The 25,236-nt window shown below is 69.9% G+C and carries 21 protein-coding genes; 4 read left to right on the top strand and 17 right to left on the bottom strand.

All coding sequences use genetic code 11. The annotated features are described in order from the left end of the window. Nucleotides 1–153: 153 nt before the first annotated feature. The 12 genes from AB0O65_RS05520 to AB0O65_RS05465 form a co-directional block, all read right to left on the bottom strand. Entirely contained in the window at nt 154–1,185 is a 1,032-nt protein-coding gene (locus tag AB0O65_RS05520; protein ID WP_071642541.1) for an FtsQ-type POTRA domain-containing protein, read from the bottom strand. A 1-nt stretch (nt 1,186) separates the two neighbouring features. Then, nucleotides 1,187–2,587: a UDP-N-acetylmuramate--L-alanine ligase gene (gene murC, locus AB0O65_RS05515; protein WP_363383577.1), complete on the bottom strand. Its 1,401-nt coding sequence runs from the start codon at nt 2,585–2,587 to the stop codon at nt 1,187–1,189. A gap of 12 nt (nt 2,588–2,599) precedes the next feature. Then, nucleotides 2,600–3,673: a UDP-N-acetylglucosamine--N-acetylmuramyl-(pentapeptide) pyrophosphoryl-undecaprenol N-acetylglucosamine transferase gene (locus AB0O65_RS05510; protein ID WP_363383575.1), complete on the bottom strand. Its 1,074-nt coding sequence runs from the start codon at nt 3,671–3,673 to the stop codon at nt 2,600–2,602. After that, on the bottom strand, nt 3,670–4,929 hold the full coding sequence (locus AB0O65_RS05505) for a putative peptidoglycan glycosyltransferase FtsW (protein WP_071642535.1): 1,260 nt from the start codon (nt 4,927–4,929) through the stop codon (nt 3,670–3,672). The genes AB0O65_RS05510 and AB0O65_RS05505 overlap by 4 nt, the downstream gene beginning before the upstream one ends. Before the next feature lie 13 nt (nt 4,930–4,942). Further along, the gene (gene murD, locus AB0O65_RS05500; RefSeq protein WP_363383573.1) at nt 4,943–6,445 is read right to left on the bottom strand and encodes a UDP-N-acetylmuramoyl-L-alanine--D-glutamate ligase; all 1,503 of its coding nucleotides are present in this window, start codon (nt 6,443–6,445) and stop codon (nt 4,943–4,945) included. Continuing rightward, nucleotides 6,442–7,542 carry a phospho-N-acetylmuramoyl-pentapeptide-transferase gene (gene mraY, locus AB0O65_RS05495; RefSeq protein ID WP_071642531.1) on the bottom strand — a complete coding sequence of 367 codons (1,101 nt, stop codon included), beginning with the start codon at nt 7,540–7,542 and terminating at the stop codon, nt 6,442–6,444. Before mraY ends, murD begins: the two co-directional genes overlap by 4 nt. Continuing rightward, on the bottom strand, nt 7,539–8,951 hold the full coding sequence (murF, locus tag AB0O65_RS05490; protein ID WP_071642529.1) for a UDP-N-acetylmuramoyl-tripeptide--D-alanyl-D-alanine ligase: 1,413 nt from the start codon (nt 8,949–8,951) through the stop codon (nt 7,539–7,541). The genes mraY and murF overlap by 4 nt, the downstream gene beginning before the upstream one ends. Before the next feature lie 30 nt (nt 8,952–8,981). Beyond that, nucleotides 8,982–10,781 (bottom strand): penicillin-binding protein 2, encoded by a 1,800-nt coding sequence (locus tag AB0O65_RS05485; protein WP_071642527.1) that lies wholly within the window; start codon nt 10,779–10,781, stop codon nt 8,982–8,984. A gap of 20 nt (nt 10,782–10,801) precedes the next feature. Then, the gene (locus tag AB0O65_RS05480) at nt 10,802–11,413 is read right to left on the bottom strand and encodes a hypothetical protein (RefSeq protein ID WP_071642525.1); all 612 of its coding nucleotides are present in this window, start codon (nt 11,411–11,413) and stop codon (nt 10,802–10,804) included. Further along, complete coding sequence (rsmH, locus tag AB0O65_RS05475) at nt 11,410–12,348, bottom strand: 16S rRNA (cytosine(1402)-N(4))-methyltransferase RsmH (protein ID WP_071642523.1); 939 nt, start codon at nt 12,346–12,348, stop codon at nt 11,410–11,412. Before rsmH ends, AB0O65_RS05480 begins: the two co-directional genes overlap by 4 nt. A 96-nt stretch (nt 12,349–12,444) precedes the next feature. Continuing rightward, the gene (gene mraZ / locus AB0O65_RS05470; protein ID WP_071642521.1) at nt 12,445–12,876 is read right to left on the bottom strand and encodes a division/cell wall cluster transcriptional repressor MraZ; all 432 of its coding nucleotides are present in this window, start codon (nt 12,874–12,876) and stop codon (nt 12,445–12,447) included. 277 nt (nt 12,877–13,153) lie between these two features. Beyond that, complete coding sequence (locus AB0O65_RS05465; RefSeq protein ID WP_071642519.1) at nt 13,154–13,540, bottom strand: DUF3040 domain-containing protein; 387 nt, start codon at nt 13,538–13,540, stop codon at nt 13,154–13,156. 96 nt (nt 13,541–13,636) lie between these two features. Here AB0O65_RS05465 and AB0O65_RS05460 point away from each other — a divergent pair, with 96 nt between their 5' ends. Further along, nucleotides 13,637–14,713: a polyprenyl synthetase family protein gene (locus AB0O65_RS05460; protein WP_363383570.1), complete on the top strand. Its 1,077-nt coding sequence runs from the start codon at nt 13,637–13,639 to the stop codon at nt 14,711–14,713. A 68-nt stretch (nt 14,714–14,781) separates the two neighbouring features. Here the strand turns inward: AB0O65_RS05460 and AB0O65_RS05455 are convergent, their stop codons facing one another. Next, nucleotides 14,782–15,126 (bottom strand): Rv2175c family DNA-binding protein, encoded by a 345-nt coding sequence (locus tag AB0O65_RS05455; protein ID WP_071642517.1) that lies wholly within the window; start codon nt 15,124–15,126, stop codon nt 14,782–14,784. 168 nt (nt 15,127–15,294) lie between these two features. Between AB0O65_RS05455 and AB0O65_RS05450 the strand changes: the two genes are divergently transcribed. Both AB0O65_RS05450 and pknB read left to right on the top strand, forming a co-directional pair. After that, nucleotides 15,295–16,491, top strand: a complete 1,197-nt coding sequence (locus AB0O65_RS05450) for a LysM peptidoglycan-binding domain-containing protein (RefSeq protein WP_363383568.1) — start codon at nt 15,295–15,297, stop codon at nt 16,489–16,491. A gap of 82 nt (nt 16,492–16,573) precedes the next feature. Further along, nucleotides 16,574–18,523: a Stk1 family PASTA domain-containing Ser/Thr kinase gene (pknB, locus tag AB0O65_RS05445; protein WP_313478184.1), complete on the top strand. Its 1,950-nt coding sequence runs from the start codon at nt 16,574–16,576 to the stop codon at nt 18,521–18,523. Between the two features lie 72 nt (nt 18,524–18,595). On the opposite strand, the gene AB0O65_RS05440 is transcribed toward pknB, so the two are convergent. Beyond that, nucleotides 18,596–19,933 carry a class II 3-deoxy-7-phosphoheptulonate synthase gene (locus tag AB0O65_RS05440; RefSeq protein WP_191713259.1) on the bottom strand — a complete coding sequence of 446 codons (1,338 nt, stop codon included), beginning with the start codon at nt 19,931–19,933 and terminating at the stop codon, nt 18,596–18,598. A 71-nt stretch (nt 19,934–20,004) separates the two neighbouring features. Then, entirely contained in the window at nt 20,005–20,703 is a 699-nt protein-coding gene (locus AB0O65_RS05435) for a lysophospholipid acyltransferase family protein (RefSeq protein WP_071642512.1), read from the bottom strand. Between the two features lie 115 nt (nt 20,704–20,818). On the opposite strand from AB0O65_RS05435, the gene AB0O65_RS05430 reads away from it, so the two are divergent. Further along, nucleotides 20,819–22,645, top strand: coding sequence for a long-chain fatty acid--CoA ligase (locus AB0O65_RS05430; RefSeq protein WP_363383565.1), 1,827 nt, complete (start codon nt 20,819–20,821; stop codon nt 22,643–22,645). Nucleotides 22,646–22,738: 93 nt separating this feature from the next. Here the strand turns inward: AB0O65_RS05430 and def are convergent, their stop codons facing one another. Both def and AB0O65_RS05420 read right to left on the bottom strand, forming a co-directional pair. Beyond that, on the bottom strand, nt 22,739–23,230 hold the full coding sequence (gene def / locus AB0O65_RS05425) for a peptide deformylase (RefSeq protein WP_071642508.1): 492 nt from the start codon (nt 23,228–23,230) through the stop codon (nt 22,739–22,741). Further along, nucleotides 23,230–25,134, bottom strand: a complete 1,905-nt coding sequence (locus AB0O65_RS05420) for a MinD/ParA family protein (RefSeq protein ID WP_363383563.1) — start codon at nt 25,132–25,134, stop codon at nt 23,230–23,232. Before AB0O65_RS05420 ends, def begins: the two co-directional genes overlap by 1 nt. Nucleotides 25,135–25,236 lie beyond the last annotated feature (102 nt).

The following is a 25,236-nucleotide window of genomic DNA, read 5'->3' as shown; positions in this document are numbered from 1 at the left end:
GGCCGGCCTCCGTTATTCGAGCCTGACGAGGGATAAACCTTAAACCTCAACGAGAGGGTTAAACTGTTTCCCGGTATTGCGTTCTCGTCAACGACGCTATGCGCAACACCGTCATGCGCGCGCACCGACACGGCGTGTCGCCGCGATCTGCCCTCAACCCACCACAGGAACGGTCGGAGACGACACGTCGAACGTGCTCGACTGGGGCGCGGCGGCGATCAGGCGAACCAGCACCGCGGCCTTGCGAGCCGAGTCCTGCTCACTCCCCCAAACGACCGTCTTGCCGTCGGCGAGGCTGAGCGTCACATCATCGCCGGAGGCCGCACGCACCTGAGTCACCGTCGCGCGCAGGTCGGCGGGCAGCGACCGCATGACCAGTCCCGCGCTGTGGAACGCGGCCGAGTCGAGACCGCCGGTGATGTCGAGCTCCGGAGTGCTCTCGGGCCGTTCCGCACTCGTCGAGAGCACCACGCCGGCGGCGTCGACCACCGAGTAGGCGTTGCCGTCGCGAATCGCTCCCACCGGTGTGCGCTCCACGATGCGCACCAGCAGCTCGCGCGGCGGGCGGACCTCAAGGGCGTAGGACTCGATGATCGGGAACTCGGCCAGCGCCGACGCCACGCGGTCCGCGTCGACCAGCGCGAGCGGCGCGCCGATCTGGTCGGACAGCGATCGCTGCACGGCGGCCGGATCGATGCTCGTCGCGCCGGCGACGGTGATCTTCTCCACCGAGAACAGCGGACTGTACGCCGCGATCATGCTGCCCAGGACGAGAGCGACCAGAGCGGCCGTCGATCCCCATACGGCGAGACGCCGCCGCCGGGAGCGCTGGGTGAATCGACGGATCTCGGCGCGCAGCGCCTTCCGCCGTGCGCGCGCGGCGCGCCAGACCTCGCTGCTGCGCATCGCGGGCTGCCCGGCATCGCGTTCGCCGTCCTCGATCACCGCGGTCACGGCGTACCCGTCGCTGTCGGAGCCCGAGACGGGCTTCACTCCAGAAGCGTCCGGATCAGCGGCATCCGGGGCGCCGACGTCGGGTGCCCCGACCCGCGTGCCGGCGTCGCGCTGCCCCGTCGCGCCGAAACGCAGCAGGGGGCGGCGACGGCGTTCGGGCGATGCGCTGTCGGCGACGTCGTCCGGAGTCGGCTCCTCGGGCGAGGCGGGAAGCGGTGCCGGGCGCCGCACGTCAGTCCTCGGCGGGGCGGCGCAGTGCGTCGAGCACCTGCGGGATGATCTGGTACACGTTTCCGCAGCCCAGTGTCACCACGCAGTCGCCCTCGCGGGCGATGCGGGCGGTGTAGTCCGCCGCCTGCTGCCAGTCGGGCAGGTAGCACACGTTCGCCTGGTCGGCGAAGGCCCCGCTGACCAGCTCTCCCGTCACCCCCGGCACCGGGTCCTCGCGCGCGCCGTAGACGTCGAGCATCACCGTGTGATCGGCGAGCTCCTCGAGCACGGCGGCGAACTCCCGGAACATGTGCTGCGTGCGCGAGTAGGTGTGCGGCTGCTGGATCGCGATCAGGCGACCGGAGCCCGCGACCCCGCGCATCGCCTCGAGAGCGGCGCGGACCTCGGTCGGATGGTGCGAGTAGTCGTCGTACACCTGCACGCCGCGCGCCTCGCCGTGCAGCTCGAGCCGGCGCACCGTCCCGGCGAATCCCTCCACCGCGCGCGCCGCCTCGGTCAGCCCGTAGCCGAGCGTGAGCAGCACCGCGACGACGCCGCCCGCGTTGATCGCATTGTGCGCGCCGGGGACGGCCAGCTGCATGCGCACCGACTCGCCCTTGTGCACCAGTGTCGCGGACGCGCCGCCGGTGGTGACGATGTCGTCGATGCGCAGATCGGCGTCCGCCGCGCGCCCGAACGTGACGACCGCGCGGTGGCTGAGGCTGACACGCACCCGCTGCGCTCCGGGGTCGTCGCTCGAGATCACCACGGCCTGTCGCGCCTCGTCGCCGAAGCGGACGAAGGCGTCGTAGAACGCCTGCTCGGATCCGAAGAAGTCGAGATGGTCGGGATCGACGTTGGTGATCAGGGCGACCGCCGTGTCGTACAGCAGGAACGTGCCGTCTGACTCGTCGGCCTCGATCACGAACAGCTCGTCGGCCCCCGTGCCGCTCGAGACGCCGAGCTGCTCGATGACGCCGCCGTTGACGAAGCTCGGGTCGGCCCCCAGCGCGTGCAGAGCGGTGACGAGCATGCCGGTCGAGCTGGTCTTGCCGTGCGCACCGGCGACGGAGACGAGGCGGCGCCCGCCGATCAGCCAGTGCAGCGCCTGCGAGCGGTGGATCACGTGCAGCCCGCGGTGCTTCGCGGTGACGAACTCGGGGTTCTCGGGCCAGATCGCCCCGGTGTGGATGACCGTGTCGGCGTCGCCGAGGTGTGCGGCGTCATGTCCGACGTGCACGGTGGCCCCCGCGGCAGCGAGTGCTCGCAGGTTGTCGCTGTCGGCCCGGTCTGAGCCGGAGACGCGGATGCCCGCATCGAGGAACATCTTCGCGAGCCCACTCATACCGGAACCGCCGATGCCGATGAAGTGCGCGGAGGTGATGGTGTCGGGGATCGGAAGGGAGAGGTCGGGTCTGATCATGTCGCTCCCAGTCTACTTTTCAGCGAGTGCGCGATCGATCAGCGCGATGAGGTCCTCGGTGCCCGTGCGGGAGCCGATGCTCACGGCCGCGGCCGTCATCGCGTCGATGCGCGAGCGGTCGCGGAGGAGCGGGATGATCTTCTCGCGCACGACATCGCCGTCGAAGGTCGCGTCGTCGAGCAGCACGGCGGCTCCCGCCGCGACGGCGGAGGCCGCGTTCAGTCGCTGCTCGCCGTTGCCGACCGCGTACGGCACGTACACCGCCGGGATGCCCAGGGCGCTGACCTCGCTGACCGTCGCCGAGCCCGAGCGCGACACGATCAGATCGGCGAGGGCGAACGCGAGATCCATCCGGTCGATGTACCGGCGCATGGCGTATCCGGGCACCCCCGGATCGACCAGGTCGCTGCGCTCGCCCGTGGCGTGCAGCAGCTGCCAGCCGGCGGAGAGCACGTCGCCCCACGAGTCGGCGATCGCCTCGTTGAGGCGCAGGGCGCCCAGCGACCCGCCGAAGACGAGCAGCACAGGACGCTCCGCGTCGAGGCCGAAGTGGGCGGCGGCCTCGGCCCGCGTCGCCCGGCGGTCGAGGTCGACGATCTCGCGGCGCAGCGGCATGCCGACGACCTCCCCGCGCTTCAGCGGCGTACCCGCGAATGCGACGCCCACAGCGGCCGCCGAGCGGGCGCCGAGCACGTTCGCCAGACCCGGTCTGGCGTTCGCCTCGTGCACCACGAAGGGGATGCGTTCGCGCCGTGCCGCGACATAGGCGGGCGCAGAGGCGTAGCCGCCGAATCCGACGACGACATCCACGCCGCGGCTGCGGATGTGCTGACGCACCTGCGACACCGCACGCTGGAAGCGCGCGGGGAACACGACCGCCGCACCATCGGGACGACGCGGGAACGGCACCTTGTCGACGATGAGAAGCTCGTACCCCCGCTCGGGGACGAGGCGCGCCTCGAGCCCCTCCCTCGTGCCGAGCACCAGCACGTCGCCGTCGGCGCGATCGCCCAGCTGGTCGGCGACGGCGAGCAGCGGATTGACGTGGCCGGCGGTGCCCCCGCCGGCGAGGAGATACGAAATCACTTCGTCGCGCTCCGCTCGCTCAGTACATCGCTCTTCGCGACCCTACCCTGCGTCGTCGCGACCCGCCCGCGCGTAGGCTGAGCGCGGGCAACGGACTCTGCGGCGGGGAGCGTGCGTGCGAAGGCCAACAGCACACCGCATGCGGCGAGAACCGAGATGAGCGCGCTGCCGCCCTGCGACATGAACGGCAGCGGCACGCCCATCACCGGGAACACTCGCAGCACGACGCCGATGTTGATGAGCGCCTGCCCCAGGATCCACACCCCGATGCCGCCGGCGGCGACCCGCGCGAAGGGGTCGGCTGAGCGGCGCACGATGCGGAAGACGCCGATCGCGAACACCGCGAACAGCGCGAGCACCAGAACGCAGCCGATCAGGCCGAGCTCCTCGCCGACGATCGCGAAGATGTAGTCGTTCTCCGCGGCGGGCAGCCAGCCGTACTTCTCCTGCGAGTTGCCCAGGCCGACGCCGAAGATCCCGCCGTTGGCCATGCCCCACATCCCGTGCACCGCCTGGTAGCACTCCCTCGTCGGGTCGCAGGACTCGGGGCTGAACGCCGAGAGGATGCGCTTCATCCGGTTCTCGCTGGTGAGCGCGTAGCCGAGCACGGCCACGATGCCGCCGATCAGGGGAAGGATGAACAGTCGCAGCTTGACACCGGCGAAGAACAGGGCCCCGAGCACGATCAGCACGAGGACCATCGCGGTGCCGAGGTCCTCCCCGCCGATCACGGTGCCGATGGCCATGATCGAGACCGGGACGACCGGGATGAACACGTGGTGCCAGATGCCCAGGCGCGCGCGTTTGCGCAGCAGCACGAACGCGATCCACAGGGCGAGGGCGAGCTTGAGGAATTCAGAGGGCTGCAGCTGGAAACCGGCGATGTTCACCCAGTTCGTGTTGCCGTACGACGACACGCGAAGGCCCGGCACGAACACGAGCAGCTGCAGCGCGGTCGCGCCGATCAGCGCGGGCCAGGCGATCCGTCCGAGGAAGGCGACGGGCATCCTGCTGATCAGCAGCATCAGCGGGATGCCGAGCATCGCGAAGATCCCCTGCTTGAGCGCGCCGTCCCACGGGTCGGGCCTCGCGCTGGTGGCGGAGAGCACCATCACCCATCCGAAGACGGTCAGCACCAGGGCGGTCGACGCGATGAGCACGAACTCCGTCGTCGGCGGCGTGAACCGTCTGCCGAGGGAGACGCGGGCGGCGAGACCGCGGTCGCCGGCGCTCGGAGGGCTGGTCGTCTGCGTCATCCGCCCTCTCCGTCTACGTTCCGGATCGCTCGATCCATCCGCGCACCGCCTGTGCGAAGCGCTCTCCTCGGTCCGCGTAACTCGAGAACTGGTCGAAGGATGCCGCGGCGGGGGCCAGCAGCACCGTGCCCTCGCCGTCGATGATCCCGGCCGCCAGTTCCACGACGCGATCCATGACCTCCCCAGTCTCGCCGGGGACGACCTCGAAGACGGGCACCTGCGATGCGTGTCGCTCGAATGCCGCGAGAACCGGAGCGCGCTCCACGCCGATGACGATCGCCGCAGCGGCCGTGCGGCCGGCGTCGGCGACGAGCGCGGCGAGGTCGACGCCCTTCAGGTCGCCGCCGACGACCCACACGGCGCCCGGGTAGGCGCGCAGGGACGAGGCGGCGGCGTGCGGGTTGGTCGCCTTCGAGTCGTCGATCCAGCGGACACCGCGATGCTCGGCGATGACCTGGATGCGGTGCGCGTCCAGGGCGAAGCCCTGCAGAGCGTCGTGGATGTCGGACGGTGCGACGCCGAGCGATCGGGCGAGGGCGGACGCCGCGAGGATGTTCTGCACGATGTGCGGTGCGTCCAGCCCGACCGACCGGAGCTCGGCGACGGTCGTGAGCTCGAGGGCGCTGTGGCGACGATCGTCGTGGAACGCCCTGTCGACCACGATGCCGTCCACGACGCCGAGGTCGCTCGGTCCCGGGGTGCCCAGATCGAACCCGATCGCCCTGGCGCCCTCGATGACATCCGCCTCCTCGACCATGCGCAGGGTCGCGGCGTCGGCCTTGTTGTACACGCAGGCGAGCTTCGTGTGGCGGTAGACGAACGACTTCGCCTCGCGATAGGCATCTGCGCTGCCGTGCCACACGAGGTGGTCGTCCGCCAGGTTCAGGCAGACCGCGGCGTGCGGGACGAGCTGCCCGGCCGCCGCCGACTGCCCGATGTACCAGAGCTGATGACTCGACAGCTCGACCACGAGGACGTCGAAGCCGCCGGGGTCGCGCACGGCGTCGAGCACCGGGACGCCGATGTTGCCGCAGGGCGCCGCGCGCAGCCCGCCGGCCTGCAGCAGCGTCGCAGCGAGCTGCGTCGTCGTGGTCTTGCCGTTCGTCCCGGTGATGAGCACCCATTCGGCCGGGGTGCCGTCGGCCCGCAGGACCTTGTCGCGCACCCGCCAGGCCAGCTCGACGTCACCCCAGAGGGCGATGTCGTTCTGCTGCGCCCAGCGGATCACCGGATGCGATGGCGCGAAGCCGGGCGAGGCGAGGACGACATCGGGAGCGAAGTCGCTCAGTGCCGCCGGCACCTCCGACAGCGAGCCGAGTTCCAGGCGCGCGCCGATCACGGGCACGAGGCGGGCGTACTCCTCCGAGGCCTCTTCCGAGAGCACGAGCACATCGGCGCCGAGCTCGGTGAGCGTGTCCGCCGCGGAGAACCCCGTCATCGACAGGCCGAGCACGGCGACGCGCAGCCCCGACCAGTCCGCGTGCCAGCTGGTGAGCGAGTCGAGTCGCGTGCTCATGCCTGGATCAGCCAGTCGACGTAGAAGAGTCCGACGGCGGACACGGCGAGGAGCCCGGCGATGATCCACAGCCGCACGACGATCGTCACCTCGGCCCAGCCGCGCATCTCGAGGTGGTGATGGAACGGACTCATCAGGAACAGGCGCTTGCCGCGGGTGACCTTGAAGTACAGGCGCTGCAGGATGACCGAGCCGGAGGAGATGACGAAGATGCCCGCGATGATGAACAGCAGCAGCTCGGTGCGGGTGAGGATCGCCATCGCCGTCACGACGCCTCCGATGGCCATCGATCCGACGTCGCCCATGAACACCTTCGCCTTGGGCGCGTTCCACCACAGGAACCCGACCAGTCCACCCGCGAACGCGGCCGCGACCGTCGCCAGGTTGAGGGGCTCGCGCACCTCGTAGCATCCGGCCTGCGCCAGCAGCGATCCCACGCACGACTGCTTGAACTGCCAGAACGCGATGAGGCTGTACGCGCCGACGACGAAGACGCCCGCGCCTGCCGCCAGACCGTCGAGCCCGTCGGTCAGGTTCACGCTGTTCGACGTGGCGACGCCGATCACGGCGACCCAGATCAGATAGAGGATCCAGCCCAGCACCGCCCCGAACGCGAACAGGTTGAGCCAGGGGATGTCGCGGAACAGCGAGACGTAGCCGCTGGCGGGATACTGCCCGAGGCGGTTGGGGAAGTTCAGCGCCACGATGCCGAACGGCACGAGCACGAGCAGCTGTCCGACGACCTTGCGCCAGCCCGAGAGCCCGAGACTGCGCTGACTGCGGACCTTCATGTAGTCGTCGACGAATCCGACGACGCCGAAGCCGACCATCAGCCACAGCACGAGGATGGCCGACAGAGCGGGCGTCGTGCCGCCGAACAGGCTGCCGGCGAAGTACCCCACGATCGTGCCGAGGATGAAGATCACGCCGCCCATCGTGGGCGTGCCCCGCTTGGCCTCGTGGCTCGGGTTGGCGATGTCCTCGGGGGTGCGGATGACCTGCCCCCAGCCGATCCGGCGGAAGACCTTGAGGAAGACCGGGGTCAGGAAGAGCGAGAAGGCGAGCGAGATCGCGGTCGCCATCAACAAAGACCTCACGAGAACGATTCTCCCAGACGATCGCCGAGATGGCGGAGCCCGGCGGAGTTGGACGACTTCACGAGCACCCGATCCCCGTCCCGCAGCTCGTGTCTCAGGTACTCGAACGCCGCGTCCTGATCGGGCAGATGCACGGCCTCGCCGTCCCACGAGCCCTCGCCGACAGCCGCGAGGTACAGACGCCTCGCCTCAGGGCCGACGACCACGATCCGCTGGATGTTCAGCCGCACGGCGAGCAGACCGATGCGATCGTGCTCCTCCCCTGCCGTCTCGCCGAGCTCGCTCATCGCGCCGAGCACGGCGACCGTGCGCTCACCGGGCCCGGAGATCTGCGCGAGCGTGCGAAGAGCCGCGGCCATCGAGTCGGGGCTGGCGTTGTACGCGTCGTTGATGATGCGCACGCGGTCGGAGCCCATCGGCTGCATGCGCCAGCGCTCGGCGATCCGCACCGTCTCCAGGCGGCTGATCGAGTCCGCGACCGGCACGCCGAGCACGCGGGCGGCCGCGATCGCGGCGAGGGCGTTGTGCACGTGGTGCGCTCCGAGCACCTGCAGCCGCAGCGGCGTCTCCTCGCCGTCGACGATGATGGCCGCGGTCGTGCCGTCGGACGCCACCTCGATGCGGTCGGCGCGGACCTCGGCATCCGGATGCTGGCCGAAACCGACCACCGACATGCCCCGCTCCTCGGCGATGCGACGCATCGCCCAGACACGCGGGTCGTCGACGTTCAGCACGGCGGTCCCGTCTGCTCGTGCGGCGGAGACCAGCTCGGACTTCGCCAGCGCCGTCTGCTCGATGCCGCCGAATCCTCCGGCGTGCGCCAGACCGACCATCAGCACGACCGAGACGTCCGGCTCGACGAGACCGGCGAGACGCGCGATGCTGCCGCGCCCGGCGGCGCCGAACTCGCTGACCAGGTAGCGCGTGTCAGGGGTCACGCGGAGCATGGTCAGCGGTGCGCCGACCTCGTTGTTGTACGAGCGCACCGGTGCGACCGTCTCGCCCTCATCCGACAGGATGCGCGCGAGGAAGTTCTTCGTCGTCGTCTTGCCGTTCGAACCGGTGATGCCCACGATCCGCAGTCGGCCTGCCGCGCGCACGCGCGCGACCACCTCTCGCGCAAGGTCGGCCAGAGCGGTGACGGCATCGGCGACGACGATCTGCGTGATCGGCGCCTCGACGGGGCGCTCCACGATGGCGAGCACAGCGCCCGCATCGGCGGCGGCCGGCACGAACCGGTGCCCGTCGGTGGTCTCGCCGGGCTTGGCGACGAAGATCGCTCCGGGGGTCATCTCCCTGGAGTCGGTGTCGACGACCCCGTCCACGACGGTGTCAGCCGTGTCGGAGGCGTGCAGGCGCAGCTCACCTCGGAGGATCTCGGCGATCTGACCGAGCGAAAGGGCGATCATGTGGCATCTCCTTGCGCGGCGGAGCGCCGGCTAGTCGAATTTCGGAAGCAGCTCGTCCATGGGCTGCGAAGAGGGAGCGACGCGGTAGGTCTTGAGCACCTGGGTGAGCGCCTTCTGCAGAGCAGGCGCGGTCGCCGCGGACGATGTAATCCTAGTCGGCTCGTCGAGGGTGACCATCACGACGTACTGCGGATCCTCGATCGGAGCGACGCCGAGGATGCTCGTGAAGTACACCCCTGCCTTGTACCCGCCGCGCCCGTCCGGCTTCTGCGCGGTGCCTGTCTTGGACCCGATCCGGTAGCCGGGGACGGCGATGGTGTCGGCGAGCCCGCCCTGCACCGCCACGTTCTCGAGCATGCGACGGACCTGGGAGGCGGTGTCGGCGGAGATGACCTGCTCGCGCTCGGCGCGGGTCCGGTGCACCGTGCCGTCGCTGCCGGTGCAGGATTCGATCAGGCTCAGGCCGATCCGCTCGCCGTCGTTCGCGAGGGTCTGGTAGGCGCGCACCACCTGCGCGGGCGTGACGGTGAACGCCTGACCGAAGGTGGTCGTGTACAGGGTCTGGCTGTCCCAGGTCTGCGGTGCCGCCACCCCGCCCGGCTCCTCCAGATACCAGCCGACATCGGTTTTCTCGCCCACGCCGAACTTCTTCAGGTACTCGTAGCGGGTCTCCGGTGACACCATCGTGCCGAACTTCGACAGCGCCACGTTCGACGAGTCGATGAGCGCGCCGGCGAGGGTGTAGTCGTAGCGGGGGTGCGAGAAGGCGTCGCCGATGTTCGCGCCGTTGGGGAAGCGCTCCCGGCTCTCCGCCGAGACGGTGGTCTCGGGTGTCATGGCCTTCTCCTCCAGCAGCGTCGCCGCGGTGATCGGCTTGAACGTCGATCCGGGTTCGTAGGTGTACGTGAAGATCTGCGAGTTCCACAGCCGGGCCGGCACGCTGTCGACGTCGTTCGGGTCGAGCGCCGGCCACTCCGCCATGGCGCGGATCTTCCCGGTCTTCACCTCGACGACGGTGACCGTGCCGCTCTGGGCGCCCTGCTTCTGCGCCTCTTCGGCGATCATCTGCTGCAGGTACCAGTTCAGGTCGCTGTTGATGGTGAGCTCGACCGTGCCGCCGTCGACGGCGGGCGTGATCTGCTCGCTGCCCGGGATCTTCACACCGCCCTGACCGCTGAGGTAGGTCATCTCGCCGTTCTCGGGCGTGAGGCACTCGTTCGCGATGCGCTCGACGCCGTACTGGGGGGCGCCGGATCCGTCGAGGAAGCCGAGCGTGCTGCCGGCGACCGCTCCGTTCGGGTACACCCGCACCGACCGCGGCTTCATGGCGATGTAGGCGAGACCCTGATCGGCCTTCAGCGAGCGCAGCTCGAGGTACTGCTCGGTGCTCAATCCGCTCGCCAGTTCGAGGTACTGCGAGTCCGGATCCTCTGCGAGCTTCTCGGTGAGGCGCTCGCGCAGGCCGTCGGCGCTGATGCCCGCGATGCGGGCGATGCGCTCGCTGGCCTCATCCCACGCGAGCTTCGGCTTCTTCCGCTCGTCGGTCTGCTCCTCGAACTGGCGGATGAGCACCGGGGACAGCTCGGCGTCGTAGACGAGCACGCTCGAGGCGAGCACGGTGCCCGTGGCGTCGGTGATGTCGCCGCGCGCCCCGGCGATCACCTGGGTCGATCCGAGATTCCCGGTGTTCACCCCCTCGGCGACGTGGTCGTCGGCGTGCACCACCTGGATGTCGACGAGGCGGAACACGAAGGCGCTGAGAACCGTGAGGATCACCGCGAGAGCGACGACAGTGCGTCGGCGCTGTGAACGAGTGGCTCGAGTCGTCATTCGCGTCTCCGTGACGTGGGCTATCGGGTGACGGGGGTGGGGAGGCCGCCGGTGACGACCGGAGGGGCGGCAGGCTCGGACGGGACGACCACGGCGTCAGCTGCGGCGTCGGCGGGGGCGGCGTCGTCCAGAACCGGCACGGTGTCGGCGGCGGGTGGTGGCGGCGGCGGTGCGAGCAGCGCGTTGCCGATCGCGGTTCCCCCGTTCGGGTTGACGGTGGATGCCCAGCTGGCGCTGTCTCCGGCGCCGAGGACCTGCCCGTCGCTGAGACGCAGGTACGACGCGGATCCTGCCACGACGAGCCCCAGGGCATCCGCCTTCTGCGCGAGCGACTGCGGCGAGCTGATGCCGATGAGCTGCTCGTGCAGCGACTGCTTCTGCAGCCCGAGCTCGTGCTGCTGGGTGTTCAGGCCCGCGAGAACGAACGCGTCCTGAGTGGTGGCGAGCGAGATGCCCATCTGCGCGGCACCGATCGCCAGTGCACCGCCGACGGCGAGGGCGGCGTACCCCAGGCGTGGTCGGCGTCTGGGCGCGGGCGCGGTGACCGGGGTCAGCCGCCGCGACGGCTCTGCGCGCGGTGCGTCCACGTGCGGTGCGGGGCGCGGCAGGGCGCGCGCGGTCTGGAGGCTCATGCCGACTCCCTCAGCTTCTCAGCGGCGCGCAGCCGCACGGGTATCGCGCGCGGGTTGCGCGCCTTCTCTTCGTCGCTCGCCAGTTCCGCACCCTTCGTCAGGGCGCGGAAGCGGGGAGCGTGCTCGGGCAGCTCCACGGGGAGGCCGGCGGGCGCCGTCGACCTGGATGCCGCCGCGAACGCCTGCTTGACGAGGCGGTCCTCCAGGGACTGGTACGCCATGACGGCGATCCGGCCGCCGACGACCAGGGCGTCCATCGCCGCGGGGATGGCGTCGGCGAGCACGCTGAGTTCGGAGTTCACCTCGATGCGCAGCGCCTGGAAGACGCGCTTGGCGGGGTGCCCGGCGCGCTGCGCCGCTGCGGGCGTGGCGGCGACGAGCAGGTCGACCAGCTCACCGGAACGGGTGAGCGGATGCTCTTCCCTGGCCGCCACGATGAACCGCGCGTACCGGCCGGCGAGCTTCTCCTCGCCGAAGCGCTCGAAGATGCGTCGCAGCTGCCCCTCGCTGTACTCGGCGAGGATGGTCGCCGCGGTGCGCCCCTTCGTCTGGTCCATCCGCATGTCGAGCGGCGCATCCTTGGAGTACGCGAAGCCGCGCTCCGCCTCGTCGAGCTGCAGCGAGGAGACGCCGAGGTCGAACAGGATCGCCGAGGCGCCCTGCGCGTGCAGGCCGATCTCGTCGTAGACGGTGTGCACGAGCGTGACGCGATCGCCGAAGGGCGCCAGCCGTTCGCCCGCGATCCGAAGGGCGTCGGTGTCGCGGTCGAGTCCGATCAGGCGGATGCCGGGAAAGCGCTCCAGGAAGGCCTCGGAGTGCCCTCCCATGCCGAGCGTGGCGTCGACGAGCACCGCGCCGTCCTGCTGCAGCGCCGGTGCGAGCAGCTCGATGCAGCGCTCCAGCAGCACGGGTGTGTGGATGTCGCGGATGCTCATGATGTTCTCCCGTGACCTCCGGCTCTGATTCCTCTCCGCTCGACCCGGCACCGGGGAAGTGTGTCGGGGCGGAGCGGCGAGGCATCACAGCCGTGGTCAGAACAAGCCGGGAATCACCTCCTGTTCCAGATCGGCGTAGGACTCTTCGTTGCTCTCGAGATAGTCGTTCCAGGCGGCGGCGTCCCAGATCTCGGCGTGGGCGCCGACTCCGGTCACGACCAGCTCCTTCTCCAGACCCGCGTACTGACGCAGGTGGGCCGGGATGGTGATGCGGTTCTGGCTGTCGGGCATCTCGGCGCTGGCTCCGGAGAGGAACATGCGCAGGAAGCTGCGCGCCTGCTTGTCGGTGAGCGGGGCCTGACGGATCCGCTCGTGCTTGGCCTCGAACTCGGCGGTGCTGAACACGTACAGGCATCGCTCCTGCCCGCGGGTGACCACGATGCCGCCGGCGAGGTCCTCGCGGAACTTCGCAGGAAGGATGACACGGCCCTTGTCGTCCAGCTTCGGCGTGTGAGTACCCAGCAGCACCGGTCATCACCCCCTCTGCGTCCGGCCAACCCGAGGTGCGCACCACTTTACTCCACTTCGCTCCACTTTCCTACGAGAATTCGGCGCGGTACGCGTCGGGGTTCGCCCGCCCGCGCGCGCAGCGCCCGTCATTCCGGCGAAGTGAGCGGGTGGAGCGCGGTGGAGGCTGAGTGGAGGGGTCGGGGCGGGCGGTGGACCGGACGCCGTCACGAAGGCATGAAAAAACCCGGATGCTCGGCATCCGGGTCTCTCGGGGGGTCAGGGTCGACGGTGCGACTCAGCGGTCGTCCTGCCGCCGATCCCAGCGGTCGTTCATGCGATCCATGAACGAGGAGTCGCGCGGCTTCGCACTGCGAGTGCTCGTCGGCGCGGGGGCCTGCGCGGTGCGGCGCACCGGCGTGAACGCGAGGATCGCACCGCCCAGCATGGCGAGGAAGGCGACGACGCCGAGGATGATGCTGCCGACGACACCGAGCTGTTCACCTGCGGCGACCGCGGCGACGAGACCGCCGATGCCCGCGAGCAGCAGCAGAGCGCCGTAGACCAGATTCCGGTAGCTGAGAGCCCGGTCGCCGGACGGCGCGGTGACGACATCGGCATCGTGCTGGAGGAGATGGCGTTCCATCTCATCGAGCATGCGCTGCTCTTGTTCGGAAAGAGGCATGTCCAACCCCCTCGGTTCGGTCATCCCAGTCTACCCGCGCGCGACGCGGTCGGCTAGCCGAGCGGCGCCCGATTGTCTGCATCTAGGCTGGGAATCGTGTCTTCCTCCCTCGTCATCGACGCCGTCACAGCGAGACTCGACCGATTCGTGCAGAGCATCCGCTCGCAGAGCGCGGAGTACGGACCCGACGCCGAGCTGTTCCTGGACGCCGCCGTCGCCACACTGCAGGGCGGAAAGCGTCTCCGCGCGCGCTTCGCGCATGCCGGCTGGCTCGCAGCCGCCGGCGAGAGCACGACGGCGGACCCCGCGCTGTGGGGTCTCGGCGCGGCGCTGGAGGTCTTCCAGTCCGCGGCCCTCGTGCACGATGACCTGATCGACAACTCCGACACGCGCCGTGGGCGCCCTGCCTCGCATCGCGCGCTGGAAGCCGCGCATCGCGAAGCCGGCTGGCACGGCGACGCCGAGACCTTCGGCCGCGCGACGGCGGTGCTGCTCGGCGACCTCCTCGTCGCCTGGAGCGACGATCTGCTCGAGGAGTGCCTCGCCGGGCATCCGCACGCCGCGCCCACCCGCGCCGAGTACGCCCGCATGCGGCGCGACGTCACCGTCGGCCAGATGCTGGACGTGACCGAGGAGTCGGCCTGGGGCGTCAACCCGCCGGCCTCGCTCATCGAACGGGCGCTGCGCGTGGCAGCGCTCAAGTCCGCGCGCTACAGCGTCGAGCAGCCGATCCTCCTCGGCGCGACCCTCGGCGGCGCGGACGGGCGGCTGCTCACGCAGCTGCGCGCGTTCGGGCATCCGGTCGGCATGGCCTTCCAGCTGCGCGACGACGTGCTCGGCGTCTTCGGCGATCCCGCCGTCACGGGCAAGCCCGCGGGCGACGATCTTCGCGAGGGCAAGCGCACCGCGCTCATTGCGATCGCGCGCGAGGCACTGACTGCGGATGCCCGCGCTCATCTCGATGCGCGCATCGGCGATCCCGACCTCAGCGCCGACGAGGTCGCTCGTCTGCAGGAGCTGATCCACGAGACGGGCGCGGCAGCGCGGGTCGAGCAGATGATCGCCGACTACAGCGATGCGGCCGTGCGAGCGCTCCGCGACGCGGATCTGAACGAGACCGCGGCGCGGACGCTGCAGGGTCTGGCCGAGGCCGCGATCACCCGGTCGGCCTGAGCCGCTCCGGCAGCCCGGTCGGGCTGCACGCAGCCGTCATGCGGGCACACCGCCGGACGGACGGGCCCTCAGGCGAGGGTTCGGGCCACGCGGCGGACCTCGCTCTTGTGCCCGGCGAGAAGCGCGGCGATCGGCGAGCGGCCGAGCGTCTCCTCCTCCGCGAGCAGCCAGTCGATGATCTCGTCGTCCGAGAACGAGGCGTCCTGCAGTGCCATGATCGTGCCGCGCAGCGACGGCAGCGGCCGGCCCTCGACGACGAACACGGCGGGCACCGCGAACGAGCCGTGCCGACGCGAGCCGATCAGGTAGTGCTCGTCGAGCAGACGGCGGACGCGGCCAGGCGTCTCGTGAAGCGCCTCGGCGAGCTCGGGAATCGTCAGCCAGGCGGAGGGATCAGCAGCGTTCTCAGACACCCTCCCACTATCTCATCCGCAGCCGACCGCGGCGTCTCAGATCACATGAACCACGCGAGTCACACTGTTCCCATCTGTTGACATCCGTTTACATGCGTGTCAGCGTTTCTGTGGATCGAAGCGCCTCTGGGAACCGGGCGCACCTGGGGACCAAGGGAGAGAGACGACATGAACATGACCAACCCGCGCACCGCGGCCGTGCGGATCGCGGCACCGGCCGCCGTCGTCGGCACCCTGGCGGCCGCCCTCACCGCCGCGCCCGCCGGCGCCGCGGAGGTCCGCTCCGCCGCGGCGGCGAGCCACGCGCCGAGCGTGCGCACCGTGCCGACCGCCGCCAGCGCCCCGCGCACCGTCGTCCGCCCTGTCGTCGCGCGGCCGTCCGACTACACGATCCGACCGGGTGACACCGTCTCGTCAGTGGCCGCGAGACACGGTGTCGCCACAGCCGACCTGCTCGCCTGGAACGGCCTGGGCTGGCGATCGGTGATCTTCCCCGGCCAGAAGCTGCGCCTCTCCCCCGCATCCGCACCGTCGACCACCGCACCGCCGGCTGCCGCGCCGGCCGCCACGCACACGGTCGTGCCCGGAGACACCGTGTTCGCCATCGCGAAGCGATACGGCACGACGGTCTCGGCGATCATGTCGATCAACGGCATCGCCGGCTCGGCCATCATCACCCCGGGCCAGACGCTGCGCGTCGCCGCCGGCTCGACACCGGCCCCCGCGCCCGTCTCCGCTGTGGCGCCCGCCGCTCCGCCCGCTGCCGCGGCACCCGCCTCGCACACCGTCGCCGCGGGCGACACCATCTTCGGGATCGCCCGGAAGTACGCCACGAGCGTCTCCCACCTGCTCCATGTGAACGGCCTCGGCGAGGGCAGCATCATCTACCCGGGACAGGCGCTTCGACTCACCGCCCCGGTGGCGGCCGCGGCCGCGACGGCACCGCAGCGCTCGGCTGCGCTGGATGCCACCCAGACCGCGCATGCGGCGCACATCGTCCGCATCGGACGCGAGCTCGGCGTGCCCGATCGCGGCATCGCGATCGCGCTGGCCACGGCGATGGTCGAGTCGTCGATGCGCAACCTCGACCACGGCGACCGCGACTCCCTCGGCCTGTTCCAGCAGCGCCCGAGTCAGGGGTGGGGCACGACGGCGCAGGCGCTGGATGCCGACCGCAGCATCCGCGTGTTCTACGGCGGCGCGGCCGACCCCAACGGCTCCGCGACCCGGGGGCTGCTCGACATCCCGGGGTGGCAGGACATGCCGTTCACCGCTGCCGCCCAGGCCGTGCAGGTGTCGGCGTACCCGGATCGCTACGGAATGTGGGAGCGGCAGGCGAATCAGTGGCTCGCCGCGCTGCGATGACGCGCCCATCGTCACCGGATCGAAACCCGCCTGCGGTGCGCCGTTGCCTGTTCACCCAGCCTGTTCTTCATAGACTCGACCTGTGAACACTCCGCAGGCCGACCCGCTCATCGGGCGGCTTGTCGACGGCAGGTATCGTGTTCGCGCGCGGATCGCCCGTGGTGGCATGGCGACCGTCTACGTGGCCACCGACATGCGTCTCGAGCGGCGCATCGCGCTCAAGGTGATGCACGCGCATCTCAGCGACGACTCGGCGTTCCAGAGCCGTTTCATCCAGGAGGCCAGAGCCGCCGCGCGGCTGGCCGATCCGCACGTCGTGAACGTGTTCGACCAGGGTCAGGACGGCGAGCTCGCCTACCTGGTGATGGAGTACCTGCCCGGCATCACCCTGCGCGAGCTGATGCGCGAGCAGAAGCGGCTCACGATCACGCAGACGATCACCATCATGGACGCGATCCTCTCTGGTCTCGCCGCCGCCCACGCCGCCGGGATCGTGCACCGCGATGTGAAGCCCGAGAATGTCCTGCTGGCCGAGGACGGCCGCATCAAGATCGGCGACTTCGGACTGGCCAGGGCGACGACGGCGAACACGGCCACCGGCGCCCAGCTGCTCGGCACGATCGCCTACCTCGCCCCCGAGCTCGTGACCCGCGGCACGGCGGACGCGCGCAGCGACATCTACGCCCTCGGCATCATGCTGTACGAGATGCTCGTCGGCGAGCAGCCGTACAAGGGCGAGCAGCCGATGCAGATCGCCTTCCAGCACGCCACCGAGCAGGTACCGCGACCGAGCGCGCGCAACCCGTCGGTTCCCGAGCCGCTCGACGAGCTGGTGCTCTGGGCCACGGAGAAGTCCCCCGATGATCGTCCCCTCGACGCGAAGGCGATGCTCACGCGACTGCGCGAGATCGAGCGCGAGATCGGCGTCGCCCCCGCCCCCACCGCGACCGATGCGCCGGCACGCGAATACGACTCCGGATCGGTCACGAAGATCCTGCCGGGCACCGCGCTGCTGCCGACCCCCGTCGAGGAGACCGAGGAGTCGGTCGACAACGCCACCCGGCTGCGTCGCCGGACCGCACGTCGCCGCTCCACCGGCGCGGCGCTGCTCACCGTCGTGCTGCTGCTCGCGGTGCTCGCGGGAGGTGTCGGATGGTGGTTCGGATCCGGCCCCGGCTCGCTCATCGCCGTTCCGACTGTCGCGGGGATGACCTACGAGGACGCCGCTGCCGCGGTCACCTCCGAGGGGCTCGTTCCCGAGCGGGCCGAGAAGTCGTCGATCGACGTCGACGCGGGGCTCATCATCGAATCCGCGCCCGGCGAAGGCGAGCGGGTCGAGAAGGACAGCACGGTGACGCTGGTCGTCTCGACCGGCCCCGCCAGGCACGACCTGCCGGCTCTGCGCGGCAAGAGCGCCGACGAGGTGCGCGCCATCCTCACCGAGAACGGCGTGAACGTCGCCGATGACGTCGAGGAGTACTTCGACGAGCTCGGGAAGGACCTGGTCCTCAATGTGCGCGTCACTCCGCGCGACCAGGGCGAGGCGTACGCCTGCGCCGACGGCTGCGAGGTGTTCGAGGACGACACGGCGCTCATCCAGCTCTCGCTCGGCCCGGTTCCCGACGTCACCGGGCGACCCGTCGACGAGGCGGTGCGCCAGCTCGAGGACGCCCGCCTGCAGGTCGCAGACGAGCGCCCGGAGGACTGGAGCGACTCGGTCGCCAGGGGGTCGGTCATCGCACAGAGCGCCGAGCGTGCAGACGGAGGCCCCTGGCGCCCCGGCGACACCGTGACGCTGACCGTCTCGAAGGGACCGCAGCCGCTGCCGATCCCCGATGTGAAGGGCAAGACCGTGCGGCAGGCGGTCGACGCGCTGCAGGGCGCCGGGTTCAAGGTGAATCCCACGATCGAGGACATCGAGCTGCCCCTCGGCGGCAAGTACTGGGACGTCTACAAGGTGTGCAGCTACGACCCGAACGGCAGCGCCGCGCGCGGCACGACGGTGACGCTCACGCCCGGGTTCTTCTGCTGACCGGACGTCTCCCGACATGACGAGAGCGGCCGCCCGGTGATCCGGGCGGCCGCTCTCGTCATGCTCGCGGGCTCAGCGCTTCTCGAGCTCCTCCGCGACGAGGAAGGCCAGCTCGAGACTCTGCATGTGGTTCAGACGAGGGTCGCACAGGCTCTCGTAGCGGGTCGCGAGGCCGGCCTCATCGATCTGCTCCGAGCCGCCGAGGCACTCGGTGACGTCATCGCCGGTGAGTTCGACGTGGATGCCACCGGGGAACGTGCCCACCGCGCGGTGCGCCTCGAAGAAGCCGCGGACCTCGTCGACGACGTCGTCGAAGCGCCGCGTCTTGTAGCCGCTGGGCGTGGTGATGCCGTTGCCGTGCATGGGGTCGGTGACCCAGAGCGGCACGGCTCCGGAGTCCTTGACCGCCTCGAGCAGCGGCGGAAGGGCATCCCGGATCTTTCCCGCACCCATCCGCGTGATGAAGGTGAGCCGGCCCGGCTCGCGATTCGGGTCGAGCTTGTCGATCAGCGCGAGCGCGGTGTCGGGAGTCGTCGTCGGGCCGAGCTTCACGCCGATGGGGTTGCGGATGCGCGAGAAGTAGTCGACATGCGCGCCGTCGAGCTCACGCGTGCGCTCCCCCACCCAGAGGAAGTGCGCCGACGTGTTGTACGGAGTGCCCGTGCGCGAGTCGATGCGGGTCATCGGGCTCTCGTAGTCCATCAGCAGACCCTCATGGCCCGTGAAGAACTCGACGCGCTTGAGCTCCTCGAAGTCGGCGCCGGCCGCCTCCATGAACTTGATCGCCCGGTCGATCTCGGCGGCCATCCGCTCGTAGCGCTGGTTCGCCGGGTTCTGCGCGAAGCCCTTGTTCCACGAGTGCACCTCGCGGAGGTCGGCGAAACCACCCTGCGTGAACGCACGGATCAGGTTCAGGGTCGACGCCGCCATGTGGTAGCCCTGCAGCAGCCGACCGGGGTCGGCCTGGCGCGAGTTCTCGGTGAAGTCGTAGCCGTTGACAATGTCACCGCGGTACGCGGGCAGCGTGACCTCGCCCCGGGTCTCGGTGTCGCTGGAGCGCGGCTTGGCGAACTGACCGGCCATGCGGCCCATCTTCACGACCGGCATCGACGCACCGTAGGTGAGCACGACCGCCATCTGCAGCACGGTCTTGATCCGGTTGCGGATCTGGTCTGCGGTGGCACCGGCGAACGTCTCGGCGCAGTCGCCTCCCTGCAGCAGGAAGGCGTTTCCGGATGCGGCGCGGGCGAGCCGCGCGCGCAGGTTGTCGACCTCACCCGCGAACACCAGCGGCGGGAGCGCCGCGAGCTGGGTCGACACCTCGGCGACTCGCTCGGCGTCGGGCCACTGCGGCTGCTGCTTGATGGGAAGGGATCGCCACGCGTCGAGTTCGGGGTGCGAGGGAAGCATGTCCTCAAGCTTAGTGTCCGCTGACAGCACCGATCGGCCCTGTGACGAGGGGGCGGCTGAACCGCCGGAGGTCAGGGACGCCCGGGTGCGCCCGGTGGCAGACGATCTTTCACGGTGGAGGCGTACACGTCGTCGTAGCGCTGTGCACCCAGGCGCTGCAGCGCGATCATGATCTCGTCGGTCACGGACCTGAGGATGTAGCGGTCGTTCTCCATGCCCTCATAGCGCGAGAAGTCCAGCGGTTCGCCGATCACGATGCCGACGCGCATGATGTTGGGGATCCGCTGGCCGATCGGCATGGCCGTGTCGGTGTCGACCATGACCACCGGGATCACCGGGACCTTCGCCTCCAGCGCCATGCGCGCGATCCCGGTCCGCCCGCGGTAGAGGCGCCCGTCAGGACTGCGGGTTCCCTCGGGATAGATCCCGAGCAGATCGCCGCGGCCGAGGATCTGCAGGCCGGTGTTGAGTGAGGCCTCGGATGCCTTGCCTCCGGAGCGGTCGATCGGGATCTGGCCCGTGCCCTTCATGAAGAGCCTGGTCGCCCAGCCCTTCGGACCGCGGCCGGTGAAGTAGTCGCTCTTGGCCAGGAACGACATGGGCCGGTCGATGAGCAGCGGCAGGAAGATCGAGTCGGCGAAGGACAGATGATTGCTCGCCAGAATGGCCGCGCCGCTGGTGGGGACGTTGTCGCGCCCCACGATCCAGGGTCGGAAGATCGCCTTGACCAGCGGACCGATCGCGATGTACTTCATCAGCCAGTAGAACATCGTGGGAAGTCTAGCGCCGAGGCGACATCGGCGACCGAGTTTCTCTCAATCTGCGACTGAGTCTCATGGCATAGACTTCAGGGACACCCGTCCGATCGGTGCCGAAGGAGCTGCCGTGGCCCAGTTCGAAGTCCCCGCAATCGTCCCTGCCGACCCGGAGGGGAACGTCAGCGATCTGCTCGCCGAGCGGGTGAAGAAGACCCCCGATCTCGCGCTGTTCAGCGTGCCCGAGGGCGACGGATGGCGCGACATCTCCGCGAAGGATTTCGAGACCGCGGTGATCGCTCTGGCCAAGGGGTTCGTCGCCGCCGGCATCCAGCCAGGCGAGAAGGTCGGCTTCATCGCGAAGACGACCTACGACTGGACCCTCATCGACTTCGCGCTGTTCTACGCCGGCGCCGTGATGGTCCCCATCTACGAGACGAGCTCCCCCGCGCAGATCCAGTGGATCATGGAGGACTCCGGAGCGACCGCGCTGATCGTCGAGTCCGCCGAGCACTTCACGCGTGCAGACGAGGTGCGCGGCGATCTGCCGCTCGTGCGCGAGATCTGGCAGCTGCACCTCGGCGCGATCGACACCCTCACCGCACGCGGGGCCGAGGTCGATGACGCCGAGATCGAGCGCCGTCGCGGCATCGCCGTGGGCTCCGACATCGCCACGCTGATCTACACGTCGGGCTCGACCGGGCGCCCGAAGGGCTGCGTGCTGACGCACAGCAACTTCGTCGAGCTCTCGCGCAACTCCGCGAAGGCCCTCGACGAGGTCGTCTCGGCACCGGGCGCCTCGACGCTGCTGTTCATCACGACCGCGCACGTGTTCGCGCGGTTCATCTCGATTCTCGCCGTGCACTCCGGTGTGCGCACCGGGCACCAGCCCGACACGAAGCAGCTGCTCCCCGCGCTGGGCTCGTTCAAGCCGACCTTCCTGCTCGCGGTGCCCCGCGTGTTCGAGAAGGTCTACAACTCCGCCGAGCAGAAGGCGGAGGCCGGAGGCAAGGGCAAGATCTTCCGTGCCGCGGCTGCAGCGGCCATCGAGCACTCCACCCTGCTCGAGGAGGGCAAGCCGATCCCGTTCGGCCTGCGGATGAAGTTCGCCCTCTTCAACAAGCTCGTCTACAGCAAGCTGCGCGAGGCGATGGGCGGCAACGTGTCCTACGCCGTGTCCGGCTCGGCTCCTCTCGGCGCCCGACTCGGTCACTTCTTCCACAGCCTCGGTGTGGTGATCCTCGAGGGCTACGGCCTGACCGAGACGACCGCGCCCGCGACGGTGAACCTCGCTCACAAGTCGAAGATCGGCACGGTGGGCCCGGCCCTTCCCGGTGTGGGCGTGCGCCTCGCCGACGACGGTGAGATCGAGGTCAGGGGCATCAACGTCTTCAAGGAGTACTGGAACAACCCCGAGGCGACCGCGGCCGCGTTCGACGACGGCTGGTTCCGCACCGGCGATCTCGGCAGCTTCGACTCCGAGGGCTTCCTGACCATCACCGGCCGCAAGAAGGAGATCATCGTCACGGCCGGCGGCAAGAACGTCGCGCCGGCACTGCTCGAGGACCCCATCCGCTCGAACCCGATCGTCGGTCAGGTCGTCGTGCTCGGCGATCAGAAGCCGTTCATCTCAGCCCTGGTCACGCTCGACAGCGAGATGCTGCCCACCTGGCTGGCGAACAACGGGCTCCCGGCAGACATGTCGCTGAGCGAGGCGAGCCGCCACCCCGCCGTCCGCGACGAGGTGCAGCGAGCGGTCGACCGCGCCAACAAGACGGTCTCCCGCGCCGAGTCGATCCGCAAGTTCATCATCCTCCCCGTGGAGTGGACCGAGGCGAGCGGGCATCTGACCCCGAAGATGTCGATCAAGCGCAACATCATCCTCGACGACTTCGCCGACGCGGTCACCGAGATCTACGACGCTCCGGTGCAGACGACCACCACTCCGCTCGGCTGAGCACACGACGAAGGGCCCGCGCACCGCGCGGGCCCTTCGTGTTCGTGGAGATGCCCGTCGAGAACGGGGTGCACCCGCCGGAGGCGTGCGGGGTCAGAACCAGTCGCTCTCGCGCACCTGACGCATGGCCAGCTTGCGGGTCTCCCCCTCCAGCCGGCTCAGGTAGACGCGCCCGTCGAGGTGGTCCGTCTCGTGCTGCAGCGCCTGCGCGAGCAGGCCATCCCCCTCGAGCACCACCGGTTCGCCGTCGAGGTCGATTCCCTCGACACGGGCCCACGGATGGCGCGGGGTGTCGTGCCACAGACCGGGTACCGACAGGCATCCCTCGCCCGTCGGCACGGCCTCGCCGCGCACCTCGGTGAGCACGGGATTGATGACGTAGCCGATCTCACCGTCGACGTTGTAGCTGAAGGCGCGCAGGGCGAAGCCGATCTGATTCGCCGCCACGCCGGCGCGACCGGGGAGCTCGACGGTGTCGATCAGGTCGGCGATCAGCGCGCGCACCCCGTCGTCGATGTCGCCGATCGGCTCGCAGACGGTGCGCAGCACGGGGTCGCCGTACAGCCGGATCTCGCGGACGGTCATCAGGCCGCCTTCTCCCGCAGGCCCTCGACGAGGACAGCGGCGATCTCGCGAGCCGCCCGCCGGGTGGCCGGCTGCAGGCTGCCGAAGTCGATCGCGCCTCCCCCGGCGATCTGCGGGTCGTACGGGATGCGCAGCACGTGCGCGGCGCGGGAGGAGAAGTGCGCCTCGAGCTCGTCGAGGCGCACCAGCGGCGCACCGGGGTTCGACTGGTTCAGCACGACGATCGCCTCGCGGGCGAGTGCGGCGTGGCCGTTCGCCTCGAGCCAGGTGATGGTCTCGGATGCCAGTCGCGCCTCGTCGACGCTCAGCCCCGACACGATGACCAGCTGGTCGGCGAGGTCGAGGGTGGCGTTCATCACGGAGTGCACGATGCCGGTGCCGGAGTCGGTGAGCACCAGCGAGTAGTACTGCGCGGCGACAGCGGCGACATCGCGGTAGTCGACGTCGCCGAATGCCTCGGAGACATGCGGGTCGGCGTCGGATGCGAGCACGTCGAGGCGGGTCTCGTCGCGCGCGACGAGGGCCGAGACGTCGTGGAACCCGCGGATGTCGCGCTGCGCGCGCACGAGGTCGCGGACGGACCTGGTGTGCGAGCCCACCACGCGCTCGGCGAGGGTGCCGCGATCGGGATTGGCGTCGACGGCGATGACGCGGTCATCGCGCGCGTCTGCCAGCGCCATGCCGAGCAGCGCGGTGACGGTCGTCTTGCCCACGCCGCCCTTGCGGGAGAGGACGGGCACGAAGCGCGCGGTGCCGGCGAGCGGCGCGGCGATCCGAGCGCTCAGCTGCTTGCGCTCGCGTGCCGTGCGGCTGTCGCCGACGTTGATGCGGCCGCCGGAGAGGGAGTAGAGCAGGTGGCTCCAGGTGCCCTCGGGCTCGGGCTTGGCGACGCGCGCGGGGTCGAGCAGCCGGTCTGCGGTGAGCAGGTCGGCGCTCTCGCTGGTGGCCGCGGCACCGAGGTCGTCGAGACGCTTCGAGGTCAGTGCGACCTCGGCCGGCTGTGGCGCAGCCGACCGCGGCGCAGGTGCAGGTGCAGGGACAGCCACGGGATCGGCCTCCGCGGCGGGTTCGGGGAGTCGGGGCGGTTCGACCCGGGCGGGCGGGCTCGCCGGCGCCGGAGCGGGGAGGCCGGAATCCGCACTCTCCTGTTCGACGTCGATGATGTCCGCACTCAGGTCGATGAGGCCGTCGTCGGCGTCGTCATCGTCATCGTCGTGGACGTGGTCGGCATCGTCGACGTCTTCGTCTTCTTCGTCGTCATCGTCGTCGACGTTGTCATCGTCATCATCGTCGTCGTCATCGTCATCATCGTCGTCGTCATCGTCATCATCGTCGTCGTGATCGTCATCATCATCGTCATCGTCGTCATCGTCGTCGTCATCGTCGTCGTCGTCATCGTCATCGTCGACGTCGTCGCTCCCGACGGCGATGACGCTCACATCAGGCTCAAGAGCCTCGGACGCGGCCTCGGCCTCCGCATCCGCCTCGGTCTCGGAGACCTGCTCGTCGATGATCTCCGCGACGATCGCGGCCTCATCCGCTGCAGGCGACTCCGACTCGGCGCCGCCTGGCGCCTCCGGAGCTGCGGCCGGGAGGTCTTCGGCCGGCAGCTCGATGATCACGTCTGGCGCGTCCTGCTGGATCCGCGCGAGCACCTCGGCGTCGGCGACGGCCGACGTGTCGATGATCAGGTCGGCGACCACCGCGGCCACCTCGCCGCCGACGACCTCGTCATCCACGGCCTCGTCGTCGGCGGCGTCGTCGTACCCGCCGGTGGGGAGGATGACGTCGACGTGCGCGGTGCTGCCGATCAGGCCGATTCCCGTGGTGTCCGATGACGGGGTGTCGTCGAGGACACCCAGCGAGTCGTCATCCTCGGGATCGACGTTGTTCTTCGGGTTCACGGTTCACTCCCAGCTCGCGCCCCTGTGGGCGCCCGACAAGGTTAGTGCTCCCGCATGATCGCGAGCAAAAGGGCCCCCGGTGCGAACGCACCGCCCGATGCT

The sequence above is a fragment of the Microbacterium sp. NPDC077391 genome, from assembly GCF_040686955.1.
Lineage (GTDB): Bacteria > Actinomycetota > Actinomycetes > Actinomycetales > Microbacteriaceae > Microbacterium > Microbacterium commune.
Note: the sequence above shows the minus strand (reverse complement) of the source record. Positions and strands in the feature narration are given on the sequence as shown.